The sequence below is a fragment of the Chryseobacterium sp. JJR-5R genome (assembly GCF_034047335.1).
Lineage (GTDB): Bacteria > Bacteroidota > Bacteroidia > Flavobacteriales > Weeksellaceae > Chryseobacterium.
The window spans coordinates 447941-473703 of sequence record NZ_CP139137.1 but is presented as its reverse complement, the minus strand read 5'-3'; the positions used below and the strand labels follow the sequence as shown (position 1 = coordinate 473703).

Genomic DNA, 25763 nt, shown 5'->3' with positions numbered 1-25763 from the left:
TAGAAAAATTTAATTATTTTCTTCTTTTAGCCGGAGCTTTTTTCTTAGCCGGAGCTTTTTTAACTTTTACTGGAGTTGGATCTTCGTAATCTCTTTTCTTAAGAGCTTCCCACTGAGCCGCATCTTCAATAGCAGTTACCACTACTTTTCTGTCAACTTGTCTTTCAGCATCAGAAGCCTTTTCAGGAACTGTAGCTTTAGCTTCACCAACACCGATAGATTTAAGTGCATTTGCATCTACTCCTCTTGCATCTAAAGCAGCAACTACTGCAGCAGCTCTTTGTCTAGATAACTTAAGGTTATAAGCTTCAGCTCCTTTAGCATCGGTTCTACCTTCTAACAGATAGTTACCTCCGTCTGTCTTGATCAAGTCAGCAGCAGCATCTAATGCAGGAGTAGACTCAGCTTTAATTGTAGCTTTGTTGAAATCAAAGAATACACTTCCTAATTTAGTTTCAACATCAATAGCAGTTTGCTTCTTAGGCTTAGGACATCCGTTGTACTCAGGAAGACCTGGAACCGTAGGACAAGCATCATCTTTATCTAAGATACCGTCACCGTCTGTATCTGGCCAAGGACAACCGTTGTTTTCAGCAGGACCTGCAACTGTAGGACAAGCATCATCTTTATCGATTACACCGTCACCGTCTGTATCTGGCCAAGGACAACCGTTATTTTCAACCGGACCAGCAACATCTGGACATTGGTCATCTTTATCTGGAACTCCGTCACCGTCTGTATCAGGACATCCCTGGAATTCCGGTAAACCTGGAGTATCAGGACATAAATCATCTTTATCTAGGATACCATCCTTATCTCTGTCTCTGTTCCCGAATCTGAAGTTAAGGGAAGCAGAAGCCTGCCAGAAGTTAGCAACAGTAGATTTGTCACCTGGAGTGGAAACGTAATCTCCCTGAACTCCTAAACCGAAGTTTTTAGTTACCCAGAAGTTTACACCGGCACCGGCAGCTACTGTAAAGAAGTTAGCTTTACCGTTTTCAGTACCGTTATCACCGTTGGTTACGGTTTCTCCGTTAGCGTCTACTCTAGGGAAAGTAAGTGATGTATAATCATGTCTCAGGTAGTTAGCACCAACTCTTAAATATGGATCGAACCAAGATTCTTCATTCCATAAAAGCCCTGCAGCTTTAGCCTGGAAACCAAGACCTGTCATTAACATGAATTCTTTACCCATGTTGAATCTTTTGTTTTCAACATTACCTACGGTAGTCTGCCAGTCAATAACCAAACCTTTACCAATGTTTCTTGCAACTGTAAGTTTAGATAATGGCGGAGTGATAGAGAAGTTGTTCATATTGAACATGGTCTTCGTCAAATTTCTAGCAGCAAAAGTATTACTGAAACCGTCTCTCTGTGCCAAGTGGTTTTCCGCATGAGCACCAACCCCGATCAACCACGGATTGTTGGTAGTCTGAGCGAACACAGTAGAAGCAACAGTAAGTGCCAATGCTGAAATTCCTAATTTTAGATTTTTCATAGAATTAAATGATTAAATAATTGATAATGCAAAATAAATATAATTTTTCTTTATAAACAAAGTTTTTCAGATGATTTTTAACTTTTCTTTAATATTCTGTCGAGGGTTCGTTTATTTTCTCTATCTTTTATGCTTTCCCTTTTATCAAAGAGTTTTTTACCCCTTCCCAGCGCTATTAAAACCTTTGCTTTGCCTCTGTCATTGATATACAGCTTGAGAGGAATAATTGTGTTTCCGGCATCCTTTAACTTTTTTTCAAGTTTCTGCAATTCTTTTTTGTGCAACAGCAATTTCCGTTCCCTTTTTGTTTTGTGATTATAAAATGTGCCTAATTTATACTCGTCAATCATCATATTGATGATGTACAGTTCCCCTCCGATAAACTGACAGAATGATTCTGCAATCGATGCTTTTGAAGACCGTAAAGATTTTATTTCCGTTCCGGTTAAAACCATCCCGGCTTCCACCTCCTCCATAATCTCATACTCAAATCTGGCCCTTCTGTTTACTATACTGACTGTCTTTTCGATCTTCATCTTAAATTTCTTTTATGAAATATATAAAAAATACCCCACATTAAAAACTTGAATATTACATTATTACGAAATACCCAAATTCTTTTCGTATTTTTGCGCCAAATTTACAAAACTATATGTTAACAGTATCTAACTTATCTTTACAATTCGGGAAAAGAATTCTTTTTGACGAAGTAAACATTATGTTTACGAAAGGGAACTGCTACGGGATTATCGGGGCAAATGGTGCAGGCAAGTCTACATTCCTTAAAATACTTACAGGCAAGCAGGATCCTACAACAGGCCATATATCTTTAGAACCAGGAAAAAGAATGTCAGTGTTGGAGCAGGATCACTTTGCATATGATCAATATACTGTTCTGGAAACTGTTTTAAGAGGAAATGCAAAACTATTTGAAATAAAAGAAGAGATGGACGCTTTGTATGCCAAGGAGGATTTCTCTGATGAAGACGGTATCAAAGCAGGTGAACTTGGGGTAATTTATGATGAAATGGGTGGCTGGAACTCAGAATCTGATGCTCAGACCATGCTTTCTAACGTAGGCATCAAAGACGGTATGCATTGGCAGATGATGAGCGAACTTGAAAACCAGGACAAAGTAAAAGTTCTTCTGGCCCAGGCGCTTTTCGGAAATCCCGATGTACTGATCCTGGATGAGCCTACGAATGACCTTGATATCGAAACCATTGCCTGGTTAGAAAATTTCCTTGCAGATTACGAAAATACGGTAATTGTGGTTTCTCACGACCGTCACTTCCTGGATACGGTTTGTACGCACATCGGCGATTTGGATTATGCCAAACTGAACCTGTATACGGGTAACTACTCTTTCTGGTATCAGGCTTCCCAGCTGGCAACGAGACAGAGGGCCCAGGCCAATAAAAAAGCGGAAGAGAAGAAAAAAGAGCTTCAGGACTTCATTGCACGGTTCAGCTCAAACGTGGCCAAAGCAAAACAGGCTACGGCAAGAAAGAAAATGATCGATAAATTAAACATCGATGATATCAAGCCTTCTTCAAGAAGGTACCCTGCCATTATTTTCGAAATGGAAAGAGAAGCCGGAGACCAGATCCTGGATGCAAAAGGCCTTGAAAAAACGAAAGACGGCGAATTATTATTCTCAAATATTGATTTGAACCTTAAAAAAGGGGATAAAGTAGCGGTCCTTTCCAAGAACTCACTGGCAATTACGGAATTCTTTGAAATTTTAGCCGGAAATACGGAAGCGGATAAAGGGAGTGTTGCCTGGGGTGTTACTACCAACCAGTCTCACATGCCTTTGGACAATACAAAATTCTTCCAGGAAGACATCAGCCTGGTAGACTGGCTGAGACAGTTCACTAAGAATGATGAGGAACGTCACGAAGAATTCATGAGAGGATTCCTGGGAAGAATGCTTTTTTCAGGTGATGAAGCACTGAAATCATGTAAAGTGCTTTCAGGAGGTGAAAAGATGAGATGTATGTTCAGCCGGATGATGCTGCAGAAAGCCAATGTTCTTTTACTGGATGAACCTACCAACCACTTAGACCTTGAGAGTATCACAACATTGAACAACTCACTGTCTAATTTCAAAGGAAACCTTTTGTTGGCATCTCATGACCACGAAATGCTTTCAACGGTCTGTAACAGGATCATTGAACTGACTCCGCAGGGAATCATCGACAGAGAAATGTCATACGACGAATATCTTGCTGATAAAAAAGTAAAGGAGTTAAGAGAGAAAATGTATTCTTAAGACTTCATTTTACTGATTATAAAAAATCCTCAGGCTAAGGTTTAGCCTGAGGATTTTTATTTGAATGAGTATGCATTAATTATTTTGTCAGCTTTGACGTTGGTAAAGTAACCGTTCCCGGGTCTTTCCACAGGCCGTCTTTTTCAGCACGTTTTTTAATGGCTTCAGCCCTTTTGTTGCTGTCCGGGTGAGAATTGAACATCTTCTGAAATCCAGACTGTGCAGAACCGCCTTCAGATAGCAGTGCCAGTTTTTTAAATGCTGTATACGCTCCCACTACATTATAACCGTTGGCTCTCATAAAATTATAGGAATAATTATCTGCTTCAGATTCCTGTTTTTTACTGTGGGAGGCATCAAGGAAAGCATTGGCCATTTTTCCTACCTGGCTGTCATTAAGCGTGGCAACCGTTGACGATGCTGAAGAAGCCGCATCCAGTGCCGCAGCTTTCAGGTAAGCGGTCTTCATGGCATCTTTGGTATCCTGATTTTTAACATGTCCGATTTCATGCCCGATTACAGCCAGCAGTTCACTGTCCGTCATCACGTCCATTAATGAGGAAAAAACGCGCACACTGCCGTCTGCACAGGCGAAAGCATTGATATCTTTCACTTTGTACACCTTGTAATTAAGGCTAAGCCCGTCCTGGGATTTATGTTTGCCGAAAAGCTTGTTCAGTCTTAAGGTATAGGTATCTTTCGGCCCGGCAACCGGATTGTTCTTATCCATATATTCCACGGATTCTTTAGACAGCGTGATGGCATCCTGATTGGTAAAAGTTAATGCTTTTGCACCGTTGGAAACAATACCTGCTGCTTTTCCAAGATTGATTTTCTGTGCATCCGCGAAATGCACTGCCACGATTAACATCAGGCATAAAGTCATTTTTTTCATAATTTTTTATTTTGAATTTGGATGGTGAAGATAACTGTTTTTTATCAATCTTAAAATCAAATCTTAAGATAAGGATTTCAGAATGCTGTTTTTTTTCCCTATTTTTGTGAAATGAGTCAAAAATGGATTTTCAAGCCTGAACCCGATGAAGAAATTGTGGATGGATTAAGTTCGTCACTTGGTTTTGGAACCTTTGAATCTAAACTTCTCGTGATGAGGGGGATTGACAACTACCAAAAGGCCAGAGAATTTTTTAAACCGAACCTTACCGACATCCACAACCCGTTTCTAATGGCCGATATGCAGAAAGCCGTTGAGCGGATTGCCACAGCTATTGAGAACGGAGAAAAAATACTGGTGTACGGAGATTATGATGTGGACGGTACTACGGCTGTTGCCCTGATGTACCTGTACCTCAGCAAAATTGTCCAGAAGAAATACCTGGATTTTTATATCCCTGACAGAAATTCCGAAGGGTACGGTATTTCAACCGAAGGGATTGATTTCGCCAAAGAAAACGGATTTTCATTAATCATTGCCCTGGATTGCGGAATCAAAGCCCTGGATATGATCAATTATGCCAAAAACCTGGCCATTGATTTCATTATCTGCGACCATCATTTGCCCGGTGAAGAAATCCCGGAAGCCATTGCGGTCCTGGATCCCAAAAGGCGGGACTGCCGTTATCCTTTTAAGGAACTTTCAGGATGCGGCGTCGGTTTTAAACTATGCCAGGGGCTGAATACTATTTATAAGCTTCCCGAAGCCGAACTGTTTGAACTGACGGATCTTCTCGCCATCTCCATTGCTGCAGATATCGTATCCATGACCGGCGAAAACAGGGTCCTGGCAAAACTGGGACTGAAAACCCTGAGGAAAACCCGGAACCTCGGATTGAGGCTGCTTATTCCTGACGACAAGCTTTCCCATTTTGAAATTTCCAATATTGTTTTTGAAATCGCTCCGAAAATTAACGCTGCCGGAAGGATTTCCCACGGAAAAGCAGCCGTTGAGCTGATGGTTTCCGACAACCTGAAACATGCCCACCAGATCGTAGGCGATATTGTGGATCTTAATGATGAAAGGCGTGAACTGGATATGAATTCTACCCTTTCTGCCCTTAATCAGGTTATTGAGTCCCAGCAGGAAACAAAATATACGACGATTGTGTACCATCCGGAATGGAACAAAGGTGTTATCGGGATCGTGGCTTCCAGGCTGATCGAAACCTATTACAAGCCTACATTGGTTTTTACAGACGGAAACAACGGTGAAATGGTAGCTTCTGCAAGATCGGTATCTGATTTTGACGTGCATGAAGCACTGGACCTGTGCTCTGAATATTTCCTGAAATTCGGAGGGCACCATGCAGCGGCCGGGCTTTCAATGGAAAAAGCACAATTCAGTGCTTTTAAGGAAAAATTTGAAAAAATCGTTTCTGAAAAAATCAAAGAGCACCAGAAAGAACCCTGCATCACGATAGATTCTGAGATTAAAATCGATGATATCAACCGGGATTTTATAAATTTCCACCGGAAGCTCGCTCCTTTCGGGCCTCACAATATGAAGCCCATTCTGGCGCTGACCAACCAAAAGCTTTCGGGCTATATCAAAACAATGGGGAAAGACAACAATCACCTCAAGTTTTATATCAGGCAGGAATCTACAGGACGCAATATCGAATGTGTAGGTTTCAAGCTGGGCCAGTTTGCAGATGATTTCAGGAATAAACATTTTGATCTGGTATTCACGCTTGAAGAGAACCACTGGAAAGGCAATGTAACCCATTACCTGAATATTAAAGATGTGAAGTTTAGGGATTAGCTTTTAGGGTTTAGGGATTGGATTGATTAGTTATTATGGGAAATTACAAGGAGTTGACGGTTTGGCAGAAATCTGTAGATCTTATTACAGTCATTTATTCCTATACTGAACCGTTTCCAAAAGAGGAAATCTATTCTCTTACCAGCCAGATCCGCCGTTCTTCAATTTCTATTCCGTCTCATATGGCAGAGGGGCATTCCGGAAGATCCCGAATTGATTATATTCAATTTTTAAAAATTGCCAGAGGAAGCTGTGCAGAATTAGAAACCCAATTGATGATCTCAAAAAATTCAGATTATTTAAGAGTAACGGAATTCAATTATTTAATTCAAAAATCAGAAGGAATTTCAAAAATGCACGACGCGTTATTACCAAACTGCAAATACATGCTAATACCTAATGCCTAACGCCTAAGCCCTGAAGTATGAAAAAGACCGGTTTATTTTTCGGTTCCTTTAACCCTATCCATATCGGACATTTAATTCTGGCCAATTACATCCTGGAGAATTCAGACATGGATGAACTCTGGTTTGTGGTAAGCCCCCAGAATCCTTTTAAGGAAAAAAAATCGCTGTTAAAAGACCATAACCGGCTGGATATGGTGCAGCTTGCCGTTAAGGACTATCCGAGAATGAGGGCTTCAAATGTGGAGTTTTCGCTTCCGCAGCCCAGCTATACAATTGATACGCTGACTTACCTTCATGAAAAATATCCGGACTGTTCATTCAGTCTTATCATGGGTGAAGACAATCTGGTAAGCCTGACTAAATGGAAAAATTATGAAACCTTAATTAAAAACCATCACATTATTGTCTATCCACGGGTTTTTGACCCTGAGAAGAAAGATTCACCGTATGTTCAGCATGAAAATATTTCTCTGATCAAAGCACCTGTTATTGAGCTTTCCGCTACGGAAATCCGGAGCATGATCAAGACCGGTAAAAATGTACGCCCGATGCTTCCGCCGGAGGTTTTTGATTATCTGGACGGCAGCAGTTTTTATAAATAGCTTTTAGGCTTGGAATTATATTTTAGAAGTTTCACATCTCACATATCACAAAATTCATCACTTATACTTATTACAATGAATTTCATCGAAAATCTCTTCTCAAAATACCCTCAGGAAAAAACCGTCAGATGGTTCAGGCTGGTTTGCCTGGCTGAAGCCGTTTCCTGGCTCTTCCTATTTTCTGCAATGGTCTGGATCCGTACGGATCCTGAAAATATTTTCGCGATTATTTACATCAGTACCATTGGCAGTATCCACGGACTTTTTTTTACCCTGTACCTGATATTTGTACCTGCCATAAGAAAGATCTATGCATGGGACGATGAAGATTTTGTTTTCGCACTCATGTCGGCATTTTTTCCTTTTGCCACCATCTGGGTAGACAAAAAACTCACCCGCTTCGACAGGGAATAGAATAAAATTAAGGGCTTCACGCTCTTTTTTATGCACCTGCATTTTCAATTCCGTTTTAGTGTTCACTTATGTGTCTTCTGTAATTCCCTATTTATAAAACTGAGATAAAAATCCGCTGAATAAGCAATCAATGAATTCCTGATTAAACTAACCTATTCCTTAATTCTCAGAGTTAATATACTTAATTTTATACGGCCGTTCTGCCGGGTTATTTATTTTGATCTGCATCCTTCATGTAAGAAATTCCTTCATTTGTTATCTTCTGAAATTCTGATTCCGCTCTGAATGATCAGCAGCAACTGGTAAAAATTCATCGTAATTACAATTAGGATGTAACAAAATTATGATCTGAATTGTTTTAATAAATAACAAGATCACCGGAATTTAATTTTTTGATGTAAAATTTTCTATCTGTAAATCAGCACTTTAATTATTTATCTAAAACAATTTGAGTACTTTGTATTGCATGATACTAAATTTATTATATATCTTTGCAATATCAAATAATAACAAATACAAGCTATTAAAAACATTTAAAACAAAAAACATGAAAACATCTATACTTATTGCCGCCCTATTCTTCAGCGGATTTACTTTTGCACAGGAAAAAAAGCAGGATACGGTAAAAACAAAAAGCATTGAAGCCGTTACCATAACCAAACAGGTTTTTAAAAAACAGAGCGACCGTTTTGTGTATGATGTTGCGGCCTCTCCCGTAGCTAAAGGAAATACCACCTTTGATCTTCTGAAGCAGACGCCCCTGCTTTCCACAACGGATGACAAAACATTAAAGATTGCAGGGAAAAACAATGTGCTGATTTACATCAACGGCAGGAAAACCAATATGGAGGCTGAATCATTAACCCAATTTTTAAAAAATACCCCTGCAGAAAATATCCAGCGCATTGAAGTGATCACGGTTCCCGGAAGTGAATACCAGGTAGAATCTTCTGACGGGATCATTAATATCGTCCTGAAGAAAAAGATGAGTGACGGCACCAGCGGCAATATGAGGATGTCTAATTCACAGAATAAATACAACGCAAGCCAGGCCAGTTTCTCCGTTAATTACAGGAAAGATAAGCTGGGCATCAATGCCAACCTCAGCGGCGGTGAGAATATCAACCCGCAGTCGTATGTATTGAAAAACGGGATCGGTGACATAAAAAATGAATCAGTGGGCAATATCGATGATCCTAATAAAAATCTGGGCGGTTACTTAAATATTGATTATCAGTTGACCGAAAAAAGCAACCTGGCACTTTCATGGAATTCATGGGCGAATAAAAGCTATAATTCTACGATTGATTTATTAAATACACTAACCCAGCCTGCTGATAATGGGATTCTCGAGACAACATATACAAGGACAAAAAATAAGGAGGATGCAAGAAATTACAACAATTCCGTCAACCTGAACTATGAAATAAAACTGGATTCCTTAGGAAGTAAATTCAATGCCAATGCAGCGTATCTTATTTATAAAAGATTCCAGTATTCTGATAACAATACCCTCATGTCTGATGTTCCGGGCAGCACAAGCGGATTTTCAAGAACAAAGACAAAAATCACCCAGAGCATCCCGCAGATCGTGAATAACTTTTCAGGAACTGTGGATTACATCCAGAAATTTAAAAGTGATTTCACTTTTTCTGCCGGAGGGAATTTTAACAAAACTAAAACAGATAACGATACCAAAAATTTCACCTATCTCTATGATGAGAACGGAAACATGCTGAACCCTAATTCCGACTTCAACCACTTTATTTATGATGAAAACATCTACGGAGCTTATATTACGCTTGATAAAAAGTTCTCTGATAAGTTTTCCGGTAAAATTGGGGCGAGATATGAAATCACCAACAGCGTAGGAACTGCAGAAAGCCTGAAGAACAATGTGGAATCAAATCAAAAAATAGAAAGGAACTACAATAACTTTCTGCCTTATTTAAGCTTCAACTATGCTATTAACGATAAGAACAACCTTTCCTATTCATTTTCAAGCAGGATGAGACGGCCAAGCTTCTGGGAACTGAATCCGGTAAGAAATATCATTACAGAAGACAACTACACGCAGAACAACCCTTTCGTAAAAGCATCTTCCACGTATAATCAGGAGCTGACCTATATGTATAAAAACTCCTATTTCCTGATCCTGAACCATTCCTATGAGAAAGATCAGATCACCCAGGTCCCTCTGCAGATGAAATATACGGATAAGAACAATGTAGAGCGGGTAAGGCTTGCCTACATCAGAACCAATTTCGGAGACAAGCAGGAGATGTCTGCCATGCTGGGTGTTCAGAAATCCCTGTTCAAACAATACCTGACCCTGAACTTCAATGCAGGCGTTCAGCACAATATCAATAACGGAACTCTGAATACGGACCCTACAACAGGGCAGATTTTCGATACTTATGTTAACAACAGAAAATCGACGAGTTTTATCGTTACGAGCAACAACACCATCCGTTTAGATAAAAAGAAAACATGGTTCCTGGGCGTCAATTACTTTTATGTAGACAAACAGCAAATTGAATTGGGAGTATTGAAAGACCTGATGAGCCTGGACCTGAGCCTGAAGAAAAACTGGAATGACTGGACCTTCGCAGTGAATGTAAATGATGTTTTAAGAACCAATGTTGTTGAAATTGAAGATATACAGGATACCGGAAACTACAATTACATTAAAAATGACACGTATAGAAGGAATTTTACCGTAAGTATTACCTACAACTTCGGAAACCAGAAAGTGAAAAAAGTAAGGGATATCGAAAGTGCTTCCGACACAATTAAAAACAGAACAAGATAATCATCAACTAATTAATCATTTCTTCATATCATTATTTTTTTATGGCAAAGCCTGCAGGGAAATCTGCAGGCTTCTCCTTTGAATACAGCAGGCGGCATACCCTATTTTAACTGATAAGCATAAAATTTGTATTCATTGAAGCAGGCCCGGCTATTTAATTGTCGGTTTAAATAAATTAAAGATGAAAAACGGTATATTGATTACAGGTATTCTGATGCTGTTATGTTTTACCGGGTGCAGGCAGAAAAGCACTGATCCCGGAAACAGTTTACTGTTTACGGATAAAACAGATATTTCTTACGGGACAGAGTCTGATCAGCGGATGGATTTGTACCTACCCAAGAAGACAGCAGGGAAAGAAGTTTTCATCATCATTCACGGAGGCGGCTGGCGCGGGGGAAGAAGATCCCAGCTGACTGTTTTTACCCATCGTTTAATGGAAAAATTCCCCGGCCACATTTTTGTCAATACGGATTACAGGCTGGCTTCAACCTCGCGTTATGCTCTGCCGGACCAGACAGATGACATACAGCATGTTATCGATTACCTGGAGAAAACATTACCGTTTGAGCCCAACTACATACTTCTCGGCAACAGCGCCGGCGCACATCTTTCCATGCTGTATGCATACAGGTATGACCGTGAGAAAAAAGTAAAAGCAGTAATAAATATCGTTGGCCCTGCAGATCTGAGCAATCCCGGATTTAAAAGTTATGAAGATTATGCTTTTGTGGAAAAACATCTGGTTGACCCTGAAATCATTAAAAACAATATTTCATTGATGAATTTCGGAAGTCCGGCCTATTGGATTGATAAAACCTCAGCACCTACGCTTTCATTTTACGGAACCAAAGATACCGTTGTTCCTGCATCCCAAATGAAAGTTCTGGATTCTTCTTTGCAGCGCCATCAGGTATCCCATGAATCGTATACCTTTAACGGGAATCATGTTGAATGGCAGAATGAACCCAACGCTTCATTTTTAATTTCAAAAATAGAATTGTTTTTAAGGCATATTTCAAAAACAAAAACGCCCTGAAAATCCAGAGCGTTTTTAAGTTGTATGAAGACAAGCGTATATTTATTCTGATTTAAAAACTTCTGTTCGTTCTGAAACGCCATTGGCATTGAAAGCTTCAATCTGGAAATAATAAGCGTCCGTCCTGTCGGCACCGGTAAAGAAATATTCATTTTTTCCGTACACCATAATGCTTCCGTATAATTTATCCGGAGATTTTCCCCAGTAGATTACATATCCGTCAGCTTCGGAATTCTGCTGCCATTTCATCCAGATGCTTCTTCTTTCACCGTATTTTTTAGGATCTGCTCTCAACGGAACAAAATTCTGAACTTTTGCCGGGACAGTTCCGGCTCCTTTCCCGAACACCCGGAACCCGCTTAACGCAAATTTTCCGGTCGGCATTTTCAGGTTTTCCATTTTAATGAATCTGGCTTTGGCAGGTTTTTCCAATTCAACATAATCATGAGGGACATCTTTGATGTTTTTGCTTTTATCAACCATCACTTTCCATTTTTTCCCGTCATCCGAGCCATAAATTTTATACTGGTGCATCTTCCCTAATGTCTTCCCCATAAATTCCACATCCTGATCCGCATAATTGATCTGAATTGCATGGATTGAAGATACTTCGCCCAGATCCGTCTGGAACCATTCGCCGGAATTTCCGGTTTTTGCACTCCAGTACGTCTTAATATCTTCATCCACCGCATAATTGGAGTGGTACCCGCCCAGTGTTGAGGAAACCTGAACCGGCTTATTGTAGTTCAGCAGCATCCAGCCTGCAAAAAGGCCTTTGGAAAAATCTTTCCCCTGTGCATATTGCGGAAGATAGGTAGGGTAATCACCGTATGCGGTATTGCAGTACATTACATCATCTTTATCGAATCCGGCAGGCCAGATCCCCAGCCTTCTTTCAAAATTATTTTTAGTAGAGATAAAAATGGTTGAAACATGCCACCAGTTTTTGTAATTGTCTTCAAAGGTGGCTCCGTGACCGGCCCCTCTTGCAAAACCTCCCGGCTTATAGGAAAACGGGTTGTGCTGCTGGTATTCAAAACCTTCCAGTGCATTATTGCTGACATAGACTCCGTCTGAATACCCGCTGAACTCTGTAGCCGGCGCGCCGTACTGCATATAATATTTGCCGTTGTGCTTCGTCATCCAGGCACCTTCCACGAAAGGCTGGAGGAAGACATTATCATTGTATTCCCCAAATCTTTCCCAACCATGGTCTTCAGGTTTTAATCTTAAAATCGGTTTCACAAAACCTTCCGACTGCAGGGTCTTTGTTTTCACTTCAGTACCCAGCAGCGGCCATTCATTGCTGGATCCCCAGTACAGATAGAGTTTATTTTTGTCTTCATCGTAATGAAATGCGGGATCCCATGCACCTACTTTCAGGGTATCCACGGCAATTTTCCAGTCGTCTTTCGTAGGGTTGGTACTTTTCCAGATCGGGAAATCCTGTTCCCAGGTAGACCCGAAAACATACAGTGTATCTTTCATTGCCCAGACTGCCGGAGCATTGAGGTCATGGATGTATTTACTGTCCCTCAGGAATTTCCTCTTCACAAATTTCCAGTCGAGCATATCATCACTGTACCAGTAGCCTTCCTGATTGGTGGAGAACATAAACAGCTTATTTTTAAAATTAACGATTACGGGATCTGCCGTAGCCCTGTGCTTTCCCTGTTTGGAGAAAGCTTCAAAAGGGGTATATCCGTAATCAATGTTAATGGGGTTACAGAATGTTTTCTGTTGTGCATTTAAGCTTAATATTCCCAAAAAGATCGTCAGGGATAGAAGGTATTTCTGCATTTTTATGTTTTTAACTTGTAAACAAAAATAGGTAAGTTTTTTTAAAATGTATAGGATCACAGATTTTAAATCTGTCATATCCGGTTTTATAAGTTACCAGTTTGTGTCATGAAATGGCTCTGCCTTAAAGGGATAACTCCAATTTCTGACAATAGATATAATTTTTTTACACAGATTTTAATAAATTGTAAATCAAAGTATTAAATATTTGTATATTAGCCGGGATTAAAATTAAAACTTTAGAACTTTAAAATCTTTAAGAAGAGCTTTGGCTCTCATCTTTTTAGGTATTATTTATATGCTCAAATGGGTATCGATACAGATCTTCCGACAAAATTACCTGATGTAAAGTGGACATTCAGGGCCCCGGGCCTTGATACCGGTACGTCACAATCTTCTTTCAGCAATCTTCTTCCTGCAGCTTCTGCAGACAGGGCTGCGGCTATAATTACCAAAATCTTCTTTACGGCAGGCTCCAAGGCTGAAAACTCCCCTGTTTACCATACTGCATCAATAGCAGGTATTATCAGTACAGCCCTTGTATCATGATCTTGATTAATCACTACCATATCAATTATTAAACTATAATTCATGTATTAAAACTATAACAACTATGAAAAATCGTACATATGCTAGCATTACAGAAACCTTAATAAATGTAAATCTTATAAATCTGTTTTATTTATGAAGCAAATTATTATCTATGGTGTAGGTAAGATGGCGGAATTCATTTACTATTCCTTTCAGTATGACAGTCAATATGAAATCATTGCCTTTTGTGTAGACGACGCTTATCTTGAAGTTTCCCAGGATACGCTTTATGGGCTGCCTGTCTTGAATTTTACTGACGTGCGGAAACAGTTTCCGCCTGAATCCTATCTGATGCACATTGCCATAGGAAGAAATGACGCCAGAGAAATTATTTTTGAAAAAGTACTTGAAGCCGGATATGGCTTTGCGAATTACATCTGTTCCAAAGCAAATGTATGGCCTGATTTGGTCATCGGCCAGAATGTTTTTATTGATCAGGCAAGCGTAATACACCCTTATGTTACCATAGGAGATAATTGTATGCTGATCGCGGCACGCATCGGGCATCATTGCCATATCGGGAGCAACTCGTTATTGTCCGGTACCTCTTTAGCGGGAAACGTGACGGTTGGAAACAATTCATTTCTGGGCATTAACTCAGGAGCCAAGGAAAGTGTACGGATCGGGTGCCATAATATTGTGGGAGCCGGCTGTTTTATCGGCAAGAATACCAAAGACGGCGCACTGATCTACCAGGAAAGAACTGTGCAAAAAACAGTATTATCCAAAAACATTGTCCTGTTTAATAACGGAAAGAAGGCATAAGGCAGCTTCTATTAAATCTCATGGATTGCTGTTGATCTTACAATGATGTAATTTTTCTGCCAGTACTATAAAAAAATCCGGAACCTGCCGACTGATCGGCAGGTTCCGGATTTTATATGGAGCATAATACTCCGTTGCTTTGTCTGCTCTGCTGTTTTATTTTTTCGGCAGGAAAACCTCAGCAAGCATGCAACGTGCGCTTCCGCCGCCGTTTACTTCTATGGTATTTAAATCTGAATAAATAATTTCGCAGTATTTTTCAATGGCAGAAACCTGGCCTTCATGTAAAGACTTGTAAGCCGTTTCGCTCATGACCAGAAATTTTTCTCCGTCCGTATTCTGAACCTGCAGCATATTTCCTGCAAACTGCTGCATCTGCTCTTCGGAGATTTCAATAATTTCCTTTCCTGAATTCTTAATAGTTTCGGCAACTTTGCTTCTTTCCAGTTCATTATCGATGCAATCCAGGCAGATAACCACAAATCTATCGGCTACGCACATCATGACATTGGTGTGGTAAATGGGCAGCCTTTCTTCTCCTACGGTCTGGAATGAGTGGAAAACAACAGGCGTGAAACCATACTTTTCACAAAAATCCCTGAACAGATTTTCATCCAGCCGTAAAGAAACCGAACCGTAAGCCAGCTTATGATCGTGGTCGAAAATCATGCTTCCTGTTCCTTCAAGGAAGTGCCCCTGTGTTTCAGGAAAAGACCAGTCGTCGATTTCCGATACCTCAAATCCCTGTTCTCTGATACTCTCAATGATATCATCCCGTCTTTCCACTCTCCTGTTGGACGCAAACATCGGGTATAAAACCACTTTCCCGTCTTTATGGAAGCTTACCCAGTTATTCGGGAAAATAGAATCCGGAGTGTGCGGGTCTAATGTATCTTTAATGCTAATTACATTTATCCCTTTGCTTCTCAGTTTTTCAACGAAGGCCTTAAATTCTGTCAGGGCTTTGAACTGGGTATCAAAACCTTTCTGTTCGATCTGAAAATAATTGTTTTTTGCCGTTTCGGCATTGAAGCCGAATGCAATCGGCTCTATCATTAAAACTGTATCTGTAGTCTGCATGTGTTTAATTTTTTATAAAATAATATTGAATCCTGAATAAAAATCTGTCAGCCCGTAATAGCTCAGGGTCAGAAAAACGGTGTCAATAAGGCCATGGATAATAATGTTGATCCAGATATTTTTAAACTTTAAATAGATAAACCCGAAAGCCAGCCCGAAAAGAAAAGTCATCACCAGCCCTGAAATCCCCTGATACAAATGCGGCAGCGAAAACATCACGGCACTTAGCAGAACCAGTACAACCTGATTTTTCCCGAACCATCTTTTAAGCTGTGAAAAAGCGAAACCCCGGAACAGGAGCTCTTCCCCGACCGCAGCGCTGATCCACATATTAAAGAGCCATTTGAAGTATTTCTGAGGATTTCCTTCAATGACTTTAAATGAAGAGTAATCTGCCGGCTCATTAAAAATTTTACTGACCAGAGGCTGAAAAACAAAGTCCATGGAAAGTTCCAGAACAAGGTAACAAACCAGTATGGTGATGATTTGCGGCAGCCTTATTTTTTTAAAATTGATATTCTTAAGATTTCCGTCCTGTAAATAAGTAGCCAGAAGGATAAATCCAATAATTACACAAAAGGTATACGGAAAATGCGTCAGCGGATTATAAATCAATAAAAATGCTATTGCCAAAACCAGAAAAGCGGCCCATTTGTTATCAAGTAAAGCTTTTAAATCTGTCATCCTTCTTATCTGTTATTCTATTCTCTCACCAAAGGCATTGTGGAACATCTCAGCAATCCTCCCATTTTTGAAATCTCCCGGTAAGGGATTTCTTCTACTGTCATTCCCCATTCATTTCTCAGATGGTTGTTCATCCTTGTAAAAGCTTTGTCTGAAACTACAATTTCAGGGGAAATAGAAAAGATATTCGGGAACATTTCAAACATTTCCTCGTCTGTTACATGGAAACAATTTTCTTCCCCGAAAATATCGATGATCAGATGATAATCGCTTTCATCCACAAAACCGTTTTTATAGATGATACACTTGTCCTGTCCTACCGGATTGAAGGTACAGTCCAGATGCAGGATGCCTTCGTACGGGATTTTGTCATTTTTCTTAAGCTCGAGGTCAATGATCCGTTTTTTAGGGAAATATTCTTTAAGGATTTCGATGGCGTATTCATTGGTCCTTGCCGTTTTGTAGTTCCTGTAATCTTCACTGAAGCACGTGCCGATAAATAAGAAATTGCCCCAGACAATCACATCTCCTCCCTCTATATGTGCCGTCTCGGGAAGATTGATGATATCCCTCCATTTCACTTTTTCAAAAATGCTTTTGTAGGCATCCTGCTCATCAGCCCTGTCTGCGATGACATTGGAAATAATCATTTTATCGTCGATTACAAAAGCCACATCCCTTGCAAAAACCTGGTTGTAGTTTTCAATAATACTCGGGCGCAGTACTTCTACACCGTATTTTTTTAAAACAGCTTCAAAAGCATTCATTTCATTAATAATCTCCGCTTCTTTGGGATAGATGCTGTTTTCTATGGAATGATAGGATTTGGCATCGTAACTTTCCTCAAGTGCAGGAATTCCTCCCAGCGAATTAGGCTGTCCTAAAACCACTGATTTAAGCCTTCCTGTTTCGTTTTTTATATTTAGTTTCATAAAGGTTATGCAATATTGCAAATATAAGTAAAGGTCTGTATCTGGGAAACTTTTAGGCTGCTTTTAGGGATGTAATTCACCTGCATTCTGGGAATAATCTATCCTGCAGTTCGTTAACAATATGTATCCGGTAAATATTAAATTTTTCTTGCTGTCAAAAGTTTATTTGCAGATAATTTATCCAAACCGTATAATTTATATAAAATATGATCACATGATTCTAAATTTCCCTTATAGATAAAATAACTTCATATGAAAATCAATATTGAATAACTAATAATCAGATATACAAATCATAAATAAGAAAAATTTCGTGTTCAAGAGTATATATAATTTCAACAGAAAAAATGATTAAAATGATCGTACTCAAAAGTTCGAGAAGATTTGAGGCTTTGCATCAGCTGTCTGCATTATTACAATAAAAAATCCCAAAGCAAGCTTTGGGATTTTTTATTATGTAAACACTAATACTGTTTATTTTATTTATCTGTTTACCATGTCGATATAGTCTCTCTGCTGAGCTCCCTGGTATACTTGTCTCGGTCTTCCGATCGGGTCTCCTTTCAGTCTCATTTCTTTCCACTGGGCGATCCATCCCGGAAGTCTTCCCAATGCAAACATCACCGTGAACATTTCTGTAGGGATTCCTAACGCTCTGTAGATGATTCCTGAATAGAAATCTACGTTCGGATATAATTTTCTTTCGATGAAGTATTCGTCTTCAAGTGCTACTTTTTCCAGCTGCATGGCAATATCAAGCGCTTTGTCTTCGATTCCCAATGCGCTTAACAGATCGTCAGCAGCTTTTTTGATGATTTTCGCTCTCGGGTCAAAGTTTTTGTAAACTCTGTGTCCGAAGCCCATCAAACGGAAGCTGTCGTTTTTATCTTTCGCTTTTTCAACCCATTTGTTAACGTCTCCACCATCTTTTTCAATCAATTCAAGCATCTCGATAACTGCCTGGTTTGCACCACCGTGAAGCGGACCCCAAAGTGCAGAAATCCCTGCAGAAACTGAAGCAAAAAGACCTGTGTGGGCAGAACCAACCATTCTTACTGTAGAAGTAGAACAGTTTTGCTCGTGATCCGCGTGAAGGATCAATAATTTATCTAAAGCCCCAACTACAACCGGATTGATTTCGAAATCAGCATTCGGCTGTCTGAAAGCCATTTTGTAGAAATTCTCTACATAATTCAGGTTGTTATCTCCGTGGTTTAACGGTAAACCTAATGTTTTTCTATATGTCCAGGCAGCAAGATGAGCAAATTTAGCAATCAGCAATTCGGCAGCAAGATCCATTTCTTCTTTGGAATTAACATTAACCGCTTTTGGATTAAAGGCCGTTAATGCGGAAGTTAAAGAAGATAAAACTCCCATTGGGTGAGCAGAACGAGGGAAAGCATCGATGATTTTTTTCATCTCCTCTGCTACGAAGTTATATTTTTTGATGTTACCGTCAAAGGTATTGAATTGATCTGAAGTAGGTAAATCACCGTGTAATAAAAGGTACATCACTTCTGTAAAGTTGGATTTCTCCGCAATCTGCTCAATTGGATATCCTCTGTAGAACAATTCTCCTTTATCACCATCCAGGTAAGTGATTTCGCTAAGGGTAGCACCGGTATTTTTATACCCTAAATCTAAAGTGATCAACCCTGTCTGGTCCCTTAATTTTGAAATATCGATTCCTCTGTCTCCGATCGTACTGTCTACGATTGGATATTCATATGAATTACCATCGTAATTCAATATTACTTTGTTGTCTGACATTATTTAATTTATTTTTTTTAAATATACTACTTATTACAAAATACGGCAAACTAAAAATTTCGCTTGCCGTTATTTATAAATTCGATGAATTATCTCTTGATTTTAAAAGCATCAAGGCCCGGGAAAACTGCCGTTTCACCTAAAGCTTCTTCAATTCTCAACAGTTGGTTGTATTTTGCCATCCTGTCTGATCTTGAAGCGGATCCTGTTTTGATCTGTCCGCAGTTCATGGCTACGGCTAAGTCTGCAATGGTAGAATCTTCGGTTTCACCTGATCTGTGAGACATCACTGATGTAAACTTGTTATGCTGAGCCATCTGTACGGCTGCCATGGTTTCAGAAAGGGAACCGATCTGGTTTACTTTCACAAGGATTGAATTGGCAATGCCTTCTTTCACTCCTCTTGCCAGTCTTTCAACATTGGTTACGAATAAATCGTCCCCAACCAGCTGTACCCTGTCCCCGATTTTATCGGTCAGCATTTTCCAGCCTTCCCAGTCATTTTCCTGCATTCCGTCTTCAATAGAGATAATCGGATATTTATTGGCCAGTTCAGCCAGATAAGAAACCTGCTCGCTGCTGGTAAACTGAGCGGCATCCGGCGTCTGGAATTTTCTGTAATCGTACACTCCGTCTTTATAGAATTCAGAAGCGGCACAGTCTAATGCGATCATGACATCATCACCCGGCTTGTAGCCCGCTTTTTCAATGGCCTGAAGCAGAGTATCCAGGGCATCTTCAGTCCCGGAGAACGTCGGTGCAAACCCGCCTTCGTCACCCACTGCCGTAGAAAGGCCTCTCGAGTGAAGAATGGCTTTCAGGTTATGGAAAATCTCGGTTCCTTTTCTCAACGCGTGAGAGAAAGAATCTGCTTTTACCGGCATTACCATAAATTCCTGGAACGCAATCGGTGCATCCGAGTGGGAACCTCCGTTGATTACATTCATCATCGGAACCGGAAGTGTATTGGCATTCACACCGCCTACGTATTTGTATAAAGGCATTTTCAGTTCTGCTGCCGCCGCTTTTGCCGCTGCCAGAGAAACACCAAGAATTGCATTGGCTCCTAAGCTTCCTTTGTTGTTTGTGCCGTCAAGATCAATCATAATCCGGTCGATCAGGTTCTGATCATATACGGGAAGGCCTACCAATTCGGGAGCAATTACTTCTCTTACATTCTCCACAGCTTTAAGAACGCCTTTCCCCATGTATTCTGAACCTCCGTCACGAAGTTCTACGGCTTCATGTTCTCCTGTAGATGCTCCGGAAGGCACGGCAGCACGTCCCATGGCACCGCTTTCCGTGAATACATCCACTTCAACTGTAGGATTTCCTCTTGAATCCAAAATCTGTCTTGCTTCTATGTAAGAAATGTAACTCATTGTTTTTTTTTATAGTTCAGACAAATTTAATGAATTTTTAAAATGTTATGCTATCTATAGGGTGTTTTATGGTATGATTGTGAGTTAAATTTTAGTTAATTTTAATATTTTTTAAATAATACAGAGAGGGTGCAAAAAAATATTTTCCTCCTTTCATCGTTACAAAATTTTGAAACTGTAATTTTACAAGTCCTAAGATCTACAACTCTTACAGATAATTATTTCTTCACCTGAAGGTTTTCCAGCATCTGATCATAGGACAAATCATTTGGGTTACAGATTATTGTTATGAATATTAATCATGATTACTGTGGTTTCATAGAAATGGTATTACCTTTTGAAAGGTTGTAGGTGATCCCGATGAAATGTCCGAATTTGAACTGTTTTACCATAGGAATCTGCCCACTGGCACCCAGGTCATAACTTCCGTCATTCTGGAAGCCGTCTGCCAGACGATCTACAACACCCATGCTTAATCCGCCGGATAAGATCCATCTTTCTTCCCGTCCCAAGATAGCACCAGCTCCTAAAATCATTTGAAACTTTTGGTTCTGGGTAAAGATTGCTCCAAAGTTAATTTGAGGCTGGATCCAAGAATTTAACCTGAAATTGGTATTAATAGTAGACCCAAATGCAAAGTCATACTGCCCATGGTTTTTCAAAGAGATGTTTTTTAAGGTGGTACCGGAGATCGCATCTCTTGTTTCATATTGCCTGTCAAAAAGACTGGTAAGGAAAACCCCTGCGCTTAAATCTATCTTTAAACCACCGGTAATCCATACTTTATATTTTCCGGTGAATGCTTCATCTTCTTGATTAGTTTCTTTGTTAAATCTTTTAATCGTAAATTCAATGGCATCTGCATTTTTCCCCTGAATATCTATAGGAAGCGTATAGAAATCGTTTTTAAAGAAATATTTTTTCTCAAAAAATTTCAGCATTTCTTGTGATTTATCAATGTTTTCTTTTATGATATTTTCTATAACCTTTTCCTGGTCTGATGTAAATGTATATATTCCCTTTTCAAAAGAAGAATGATTCAGTTCTGCTTCAAGATTTAACGTTTTTAACTTGATAAACAAGGAATCTCTGGTCTTGACGAAGCCTGCGCCCAAGCTTTCCTTATTGGTGCTTTTCAACTTAAAATTATCTATAAAAATATTTAAACGAAATAAATCTTGTCTCAAATTTTCATTTTTTTTAAGCAAACTCTTATAACTAAATTCATATGTTAATTCTATCTTTTTGTTTGCTACAGAGTCTACTGGAGGTAATTCATTCTTTGCGTTATAATTCATAAAAAAAGTTACCGGCACTCCACTTATGGTATAATTGTACTTAAGCGGATTGCCATTTATTAATTTCAAAGCAATTAATTCACGGGATCTTACAGAAAGCCACTTTGATTCAGGACATTCCCTACAGGATTTCCCATCAAATTCTTTGCATTTTTCAAAAGTAACCGAAGTTTCGTTGGGAGCTCCTAAATCCACAACCAACACTTTTGTTTTCTGCGCACTTACCAAAGATGAAAGTGCCATGAATAAAAAGAATAATAGATTTTTCATAATGTAAATTTTACAGTTATTATTTAATTTTTACCTGGTGACGGTGCCAGAAGTCCGGCTAATGCACCAATTGCTCCTGATGAAATAGCTGTGAAAATTGTAATTACCTGTGCATTTATTTGATTTCCATCTTTCATTGACATTATGGTAAGTGTTACAACAATGGTGAGAACAGCCAATCCGAGTGATATGACAATTATTCTGTAAATCCAGGAATCTGTTTCTATTGGATTTTTCGTCACAATGGTTTCTACTGCTTTTACAGGATCTTCCTGAAATTTCTTCTGTAAATCAGGATCATTTTTTAATGCTACTTTAAAGCCTTCAAATGTGTTATCAATTGGGGTTTTCATGTTTATTGATTTTAAAATTAATACTTCAAAGTTGCCCTTAAAACAGTTGCATGTCAATTACCCAAACGGGTGATTCTGCAACAAAAAACAGCACCATTAGAAATGATGCTGTTATATTAAGCTGGAAAAAGTGATTATAAATCAATCCGGAAAAAAAGATGGGTCCCGTTTTCGGTTGTTATTTCGCATTGGCCATTCTGTTCTTTCATTCTTCCTTTCATGTTCCGAAGTCCGTTTCCCTCGGGTTGGTCATGACGGATCCCGATTCCGTTATCGGAAACTTTCATCATGAATTCTTTATCTTTTTGTATAAACGACAGTTTTAGTTGATCAGACTGACTGTGTTTGTAAGCATTATTAAGGGCTTCCTTTAAACATAAAAATAAATTCCGTCTCTGTTCTGTGGTGATGACTGTTTCAAAAATTATGTTTTCATCCTCTATACTCAGCTGAATATTTGTCTTCTTAAGGAAATTCCGGGCATACATTTTAGAATAGTCTATGAAACTTCCCAGGGTATCATTTCCTGAATTCAGGCTCCAGAGCATTTCCCTCATAGAAATATTCATTTCTTCGGATGTTTTCAAAAGCTCATCAATATCACTTATTAAATCCTGATCTTCTGCCCGCTGTCTCAAAAATTCCGCCTGAAGCTTTAATGCCGAAATCCCGGCCCCGAGATCATCGTGCATATCGTGGGAAATCCGCTCGCGTTCTTTTTCGACCAGCTTTTGCTTTTCGAGTTCCTTTTGGAGAAGCTGGTTTTGGTGCTCGGCTTCTTTGAGTTGTTTTTCTTTGAGGTAAATGAGCTGTTTGCGGTTATACATAAGGACAACAAATATTATAAATATCACGAAAAATGACATTACAATTGTGATGATAATATATGTGAGCTTTATTTCATTTAGGTCTTCTTCATTCATCATATCTTTTCCTGTATTTTAATAATGAAATAAAAAAAGAAACATAAAAAAAGATGTTGATTACAAAAAAGAATGACTGAGAAACAATTAGAATCTCACGATCTACTTCATTAAATAAATATCTCGGAATAATTCTTAAGATAAAAAAAACGCCCCAAAACAGTAGCCCGCATGAAACCCAGAATTTAGGATCATTCGCAATACTATTTAAATTTGGATCTTTTATTTTACTGTAAAACCAGATTAGACTGTAAATGATATAGATAAGAGCAAAAGAAATACCTATTACCTGACTAATTTCTTTATGATTCTTAATTATAAAAAAAACATAGATAAGTGAAAAAACCAAGAAAACAATATTATTTATTCTCTTCAATGCTCTTCCCTGTTTTTTATTAAAATACATCAGAAAAAAAATCGCGCAAAAAAGAATATAAATATTATACATAAAGTCAAAGTCCGCACTACTTTTAAAATACATCTGAAATATGTACATCATACATTCTAAGCAAAATGTTATACTCAGATAAATACACAGAAATTCCTGTTGCTCCTTTCCATTTTTACATAAGAAAATAGAATAAGTAGCAACAAGAAATAAAATTATCAAATAGATTAACTGTATGTTAGAATACATTATGGCTGCATATTTCCAATATTATAAAAAACATCATTTTCAGGGGTTCTAGGATTTTTACAATATATTCTATCGATCTGAAGAATAATATTTAAACGTAACAATCCACTATCAGGGTCATTTTTTGCAGCAGTCAATAATTGTGTTACTTCGGGAAATTGCTTAAAATTCCTTCTTACTTTTGAATAATCAAAAGTTATGTATTGTGTGTAATCAGATCTAGTAATGTCAAAGCTTAAACTGTTATAAAAATTTTTAAAATTTTCTATATACCTTTTCGCTTCTGTATTTGAAATTCCAGATAATTTCTTATTCTTTAAAATGTAGAGTCTTTCACCAGCTCCAAAATTCACATTGGTTTCATCTTCATTATCTTCAGTTGTATTGAATCTAAATAAAAGAGTAAATTCGTCATTATCTTTGATAAAATAAATATGAATATAGTCGCACCAAAAGACGTTTTCTTTAAAAGTTACTTCTATATTTTCGATCAAAAAAGATGTAGGCATTCCTAATATTGAGAAAAAATCCATATTTTTTAATTCTATTTCTGCCGTATCGCTATCAATTTCTTCATTAATATCAATAAATGAATAAAACACTTCATTTAAATTTTTCTGATTGGCCTCATTGAAATCCATTTGTAAAATGTCTTCAATCATACTTAATTTTATTTCAGCATGGGTGAGATTTGATTTGAGATTCTGCATAATTTTTAGTTTTTAAAATAATTAAATTTATTAATAGCCTCCACTTTATTGTTGACGTGAAGTTTTCTGTAGGTGTTTCCGACGTGTTTTTTTACGGTGTCGATACTGATGAATTTTTTGTCGGCGATTTCTTTGTAGAGCAGTCCCTGGGATAACAGTTCGAGGATTTCTTTTTCACGTTCGGTAAGCTCATCGAAGCCTTTTATTTCGGGCAGCTTTCTTTCAAAATGACTGAGTACTTTCCGGGCGATGGAAAAACTCATCGGGGCACCGCCGTTGCAGACGTCACGGATCGAGGAAAGGATCTTATCCATGCTTTCGCCTTTTACAAGATATCCGATGGCTCCGGCTTTAAGGGAACTAAATACTTTATCATCATCTTCAAAACTGGTACACATGATGAAATGGGTTTTCGGAATATGTATCCTCAGTTTTTCCATGACTTCTATTCCGTGCATGTCAGGCAGCTGGATATCCATCATCACTACATCCGGAGAAATATCAGAAAGTTGCGACAGCGCCTCCTTTCCATCAAAAAACTGGGCAACAACGTTCATGTCATCCTGGTAATTGATGACTTTTTTCAACGCGTTGTTGTAGTTCTTTTCGTCTTCTACAATGGCTATGGAAATGCTCATGTTCAGTTCTGTTTAAGACAAATGTCAGGAAAAAACAAAGCAGAATCAATTACCCTTTTGTGTAATCTTTTAAGTTTCGAGTTCAGGTTATTGTTTTAGGTTTTGTTTTTACTAAATTTAGTAAAAAATAAAGTACCCTTAGTAAATAATGTATTAAAATAAAA

General features: G+C 38.6%; 23 protein-coding genes. 9 read left to right on the top strand and 14 right to left on the bottom strand.

Annotated elements, in window-relative coordinates; translation table 11 throughout:
- Nucleotides 1–13: 13 nt before the first annotated feature.
- Entirely contained in the window at nucleotides 14–1498 is a 1485-nt protein-coding gene (locus SD427_RS02265) for an OmpA family protein (RefSeq protein WP_320559691.1), read from the bottom strand.
- A 77-nt stretch (nucleotides 1499–1575) separates the two neighbouring features.
- On the bottom strand, nucleotides 1576–2034 hold the full coding sequence (gene smpB / locus SD427_RS02260; protein WP_320559690.1) for an SsrA-binding protein SmpB: 459 nt from the start codon (nucleotides 2032–2034) through the stop codon (nucleotides 1576–1578).
- Between the two features lie 116 nt (nucleotides 2035–2150).
- On the opposite strand from smpB, the gene SD427_RS02255 reads away from it, so the two are divergent.
- The gene (locus tag SD427_RS02255) at nucleotides 2151–3773 is read left to right on the top strand and encodes an ABC-F family ATP-binding cassette domain-containing protein (RefSeq protein WP_320559689.1); all 1623 of its coding nucleotides are present in this window, start codon (nucleotides 2151–2153) and stop codon (nucleotides 3771–3773) included.
- Between the two features lie 79 nt (nucleotides 3774–3852).
- Here SD427_RS02255 and SD427_RS02250 read toward each other — a convergent pair whose 3' ends face one another.
- Nucleotides 3853–4668: a M48 family metalloprotease gene (locus SD427_RS02250; protein WP_320559688.1), complete on the bottom strand. Its 816-nt coding sequence runs from the start codon at nucleotides 4666–4668 to the stop codon at nucleotides 3853–3855.
- A gap of 111 nt (nucleotides 4669–4779) precedes the next feature.
- Here SD427_RS02250 and recJ point away from each other — a divergent pair, with 111 nt between their 5' ends.
- From recJ to SD427_RS02220, 6 genes are all read left to right on the top strand, one after another.
- Complete coding sequence (recJ, locus tag SD427_RS02245) at nucleotides 4780–6492, top strand: single-stranded-DNA-specific exonuclease RecJ (RefSeq protein ID WP_320559687.1); 1713 nt, start codon at nucleotides 4780–4782, stop codon at nucleotides 6490–6492.
- Between the two features lie 35 nt (nucleotides 6493–6527).
- On the top strand, nucleotides 6528–6899 hold the full coding sequence (locus tag SD427_RS02240; protein ID WP_320559686.1) for a four helix bundle protein: 372 nt from the start codon (nucleotides 6528–6530) through the stop codon (nucleotides 6897–6899).
- 17 nt (nucleotides 6900–6916) lie between these two features.
- Nucleotides 6917–7501, top strand: coding sequence for a nicotinate (nicotinamide) nucleotide adenylyltransferase (gene nadD, locus SD427_RS02235; protein ID WP_320559685.1), 585 nt, complete (start codon nucleotides 6917–6919; stop codon nucleotides 7499–7501).
- 75 nt (nucleotides 7502–7576) lie between these two features.
- Nucleotides 7577–7915: a DUF3817 domain-containing protein gene (locus SD427_RS02230; protein WP_320559684.1), complete on the top strand. Its 339-nt coding sequence runs from the start codon at nucleotides 7577–7579 to the stop codon at nucleotides 7913–7915.
- 547 nt (nucleotides 7916–8462) lie between these two features.
- Entirely contained in the window at nucleotides 8463–10727 is a 2265-nt protein-coding gene (locus SD427_RS02225; protein WP_320559683.1) for a TonB-dependent receptor domain-containing protein, read from the top strand.
- 181 nt (nucleotides 10728–10908) lie between these two features.
- Entirely contained in the window at nucleotides 10909–11766 is an 858-nt protein-coding gene (locus SD427_RS02220) for an alpha/beta hydrolase (protein ID WP_320559682.1), read from the top strand.
- 42 nt (nucleotides 11767–11808) lie between these two features.
- Here the strand turns inward: SD427_RS02220 and SD427_RS02215 are convergent, their stop codons facing one another.
- The gene (locus tag SD427_RS02215) at nucleotides 11809–13566 is read right to left on the bottom strand and encodes a discoidin domain-containing protein (RefSeq protein WP_320559681.1); all 1758 of its coding nucleotides are present in this window, start codon (nucleotides 13564–13566) and stop codon (nucleotides 11809–11811) included.
- Nucleotides 13567–13872: 306 nt separating this feature from the next.
- On the opposite strand from SD427_RS02215, the gene SD427_RS02210 reads away from it, so the two are divergent.
- Both SD427_RS02210 and SD427_RS02205 read left to right on the top strand, forming a co-directional pair.
- Nucleotides 13873–14115 carry a hypothetical protein gene (locus SD427_RS02210; protein WP_320559680.1) on the top strand — a complete coding sequence of 81 codons (243 nt, stop codon included), beginning with the start codon at nucleotides 13873–13875 and terminating at the stop codon, nucleotides 14113–14115.
- 135 nt (nucleotides 14116–14250) lie between these two features.
- The gene (locus SD427_RS02205; RefSeq protein WP_320559679.1) at nucleotides 14251–14922 is read left to right on the top strand and encodes an acetyltransferase; all 672 of its coding nucleotides are present in this window, start codon (nucleotides 14251–14253) and stop codon (nucleotides 14920–14922) included.
- A 156-nt stretch (nucleotides 14923–15078) separates the two neighbouring features.
- Here the strand turns inward: SD427_RS02205 and ctlX are convergent, their stop codons facing one another.
- The 10 genes from ctlX to SD427_RS02155 all read right to left on the bottom strand — a co-directional run bounded on the left by ctlX (nucleotide 15079) and on the right by SD427_RS02155 (nucleotide 25599).
- Nucleotides 15079–16002 carry a citrulline utilization hydrolase CtlX gene (gene ctlX / locus SD427_RS02200; RefSeq protein WP_320559678.1) on the bottom strand — a complete coding sequence of 308 codons (924 nt, stop codon included), beginning with the start codon at nucleotides 16000–16002 and terminating at the stop codon, nucleotides 15079–15081.
- A 12-nt stretch (nucleotides 16003–16014) separates the two neighbouring features.
- On the bottom strand, nucleotides 16015–16686 hold the full coding sequence (locus tag SD427_RS02195) for a type II CAAX endopeptidase family protein (RefSeq protein ID WP_320559677.1): 672 nt from the start codon (nucleotides 16684–16686) through the stop codon (nucleotides 16015–16017).
- 17 nt (nucleotides 16687–16703) lie between these two features.
- Entirely contained in the window at nucleotides 16704–17618 is a 915-nt protein-coding gene (locus SD427_RS02190; RefSeq protein ID WP_320559676.1) for a dimethylarginine dimethylaminohydrolase family protein, read from the bottom strand.
- Nucleotides 17619–18101: 483 nt separating this feature from the next.
- Nucleotides 18102–19388, bottom strand: coding sequence for a citrate synthase (locus SD427_RS02185; RefSeq protein ID WP_320559675.1), 1287 nt, complete (start codon nucleotides 19386–19388; stop codon nucleotides 18102–18104).
- An 89-nt stretch (nucleotides 19389–19477) separates the two neighbouring features.
- Nucleotides 19478–20770, bottom strand: coding sequence for a phosphopyruvate hydratase (eno, locus tag SD427_RS02180; RefSeq protein WP_320559674.1), 1293 nt, complete (start codon nucleotides 20768–20770; stop codon nucleotides 19478–19480).
- A gap of 305 nt (nucleotides 20771–21075) precedes the next feature.
- On the bottom strand, nucleotides 21076–22338 hold the full coding sequence (locus tag SD427_RS02175; protein WP_320559673.1) for a hypothetical protein: 1263 nt from the start codon (nucleotides 22336–22338) through the stop codon (nucleotides 21076–21078).
- Nucleotides 22339–22361: 23 nt separating this feature from the next.
- On the bottom strand, nucleotides 22362–22691 hold the full coding sequence (locus SD427_RS02170; RefSeq protein ID WP_320559672.1) for a hypothetical protein: 330 nt from the start codon (nucleotides 22689–22691) through the stop codon (nucleotides 22362–22364).
- Nucleotides 22692–22825: 134 nt separating this feature from the next.
- Nucleotides 22826–23518: a sensor histidine kinase gene (locus SD427_RS02165; protein WP_320559671.1), complete on the bottom strand. Its 693-nt coding sequence runs from the start codon at nucleotides 23516–23518 to the stop codon at nucleotides 22826–22828.
- A 732-nt stretch (nucleotides 23519–24250) separates the two neighbouring features.
- Nucleotides 24251–24961 (bottom strand): hypothetical protein, encoded by a 711-nt coding sequence (locus SD427_RS02160; RefSeq protein ID WP_320559670.1) that lies wholly within the window; start codon nucleotides 24959–24961, stop codon nucleotides 24251–24253.
- 5 nt (nucleotides 24962–24966) lie between these two features.
- Nucleotides 24967–25599, bottom strand: a complete 633-nt coding sequence (locus tag SD427_RS02155; protein ID WP_320559669.1) for a response regulator transcription factor — start codon at nucleotides 25597–25599, stop codon at nucleotides 24967–24969.
- Nucleotides 25600–25763: the final 164 nt, after the last annotated feature.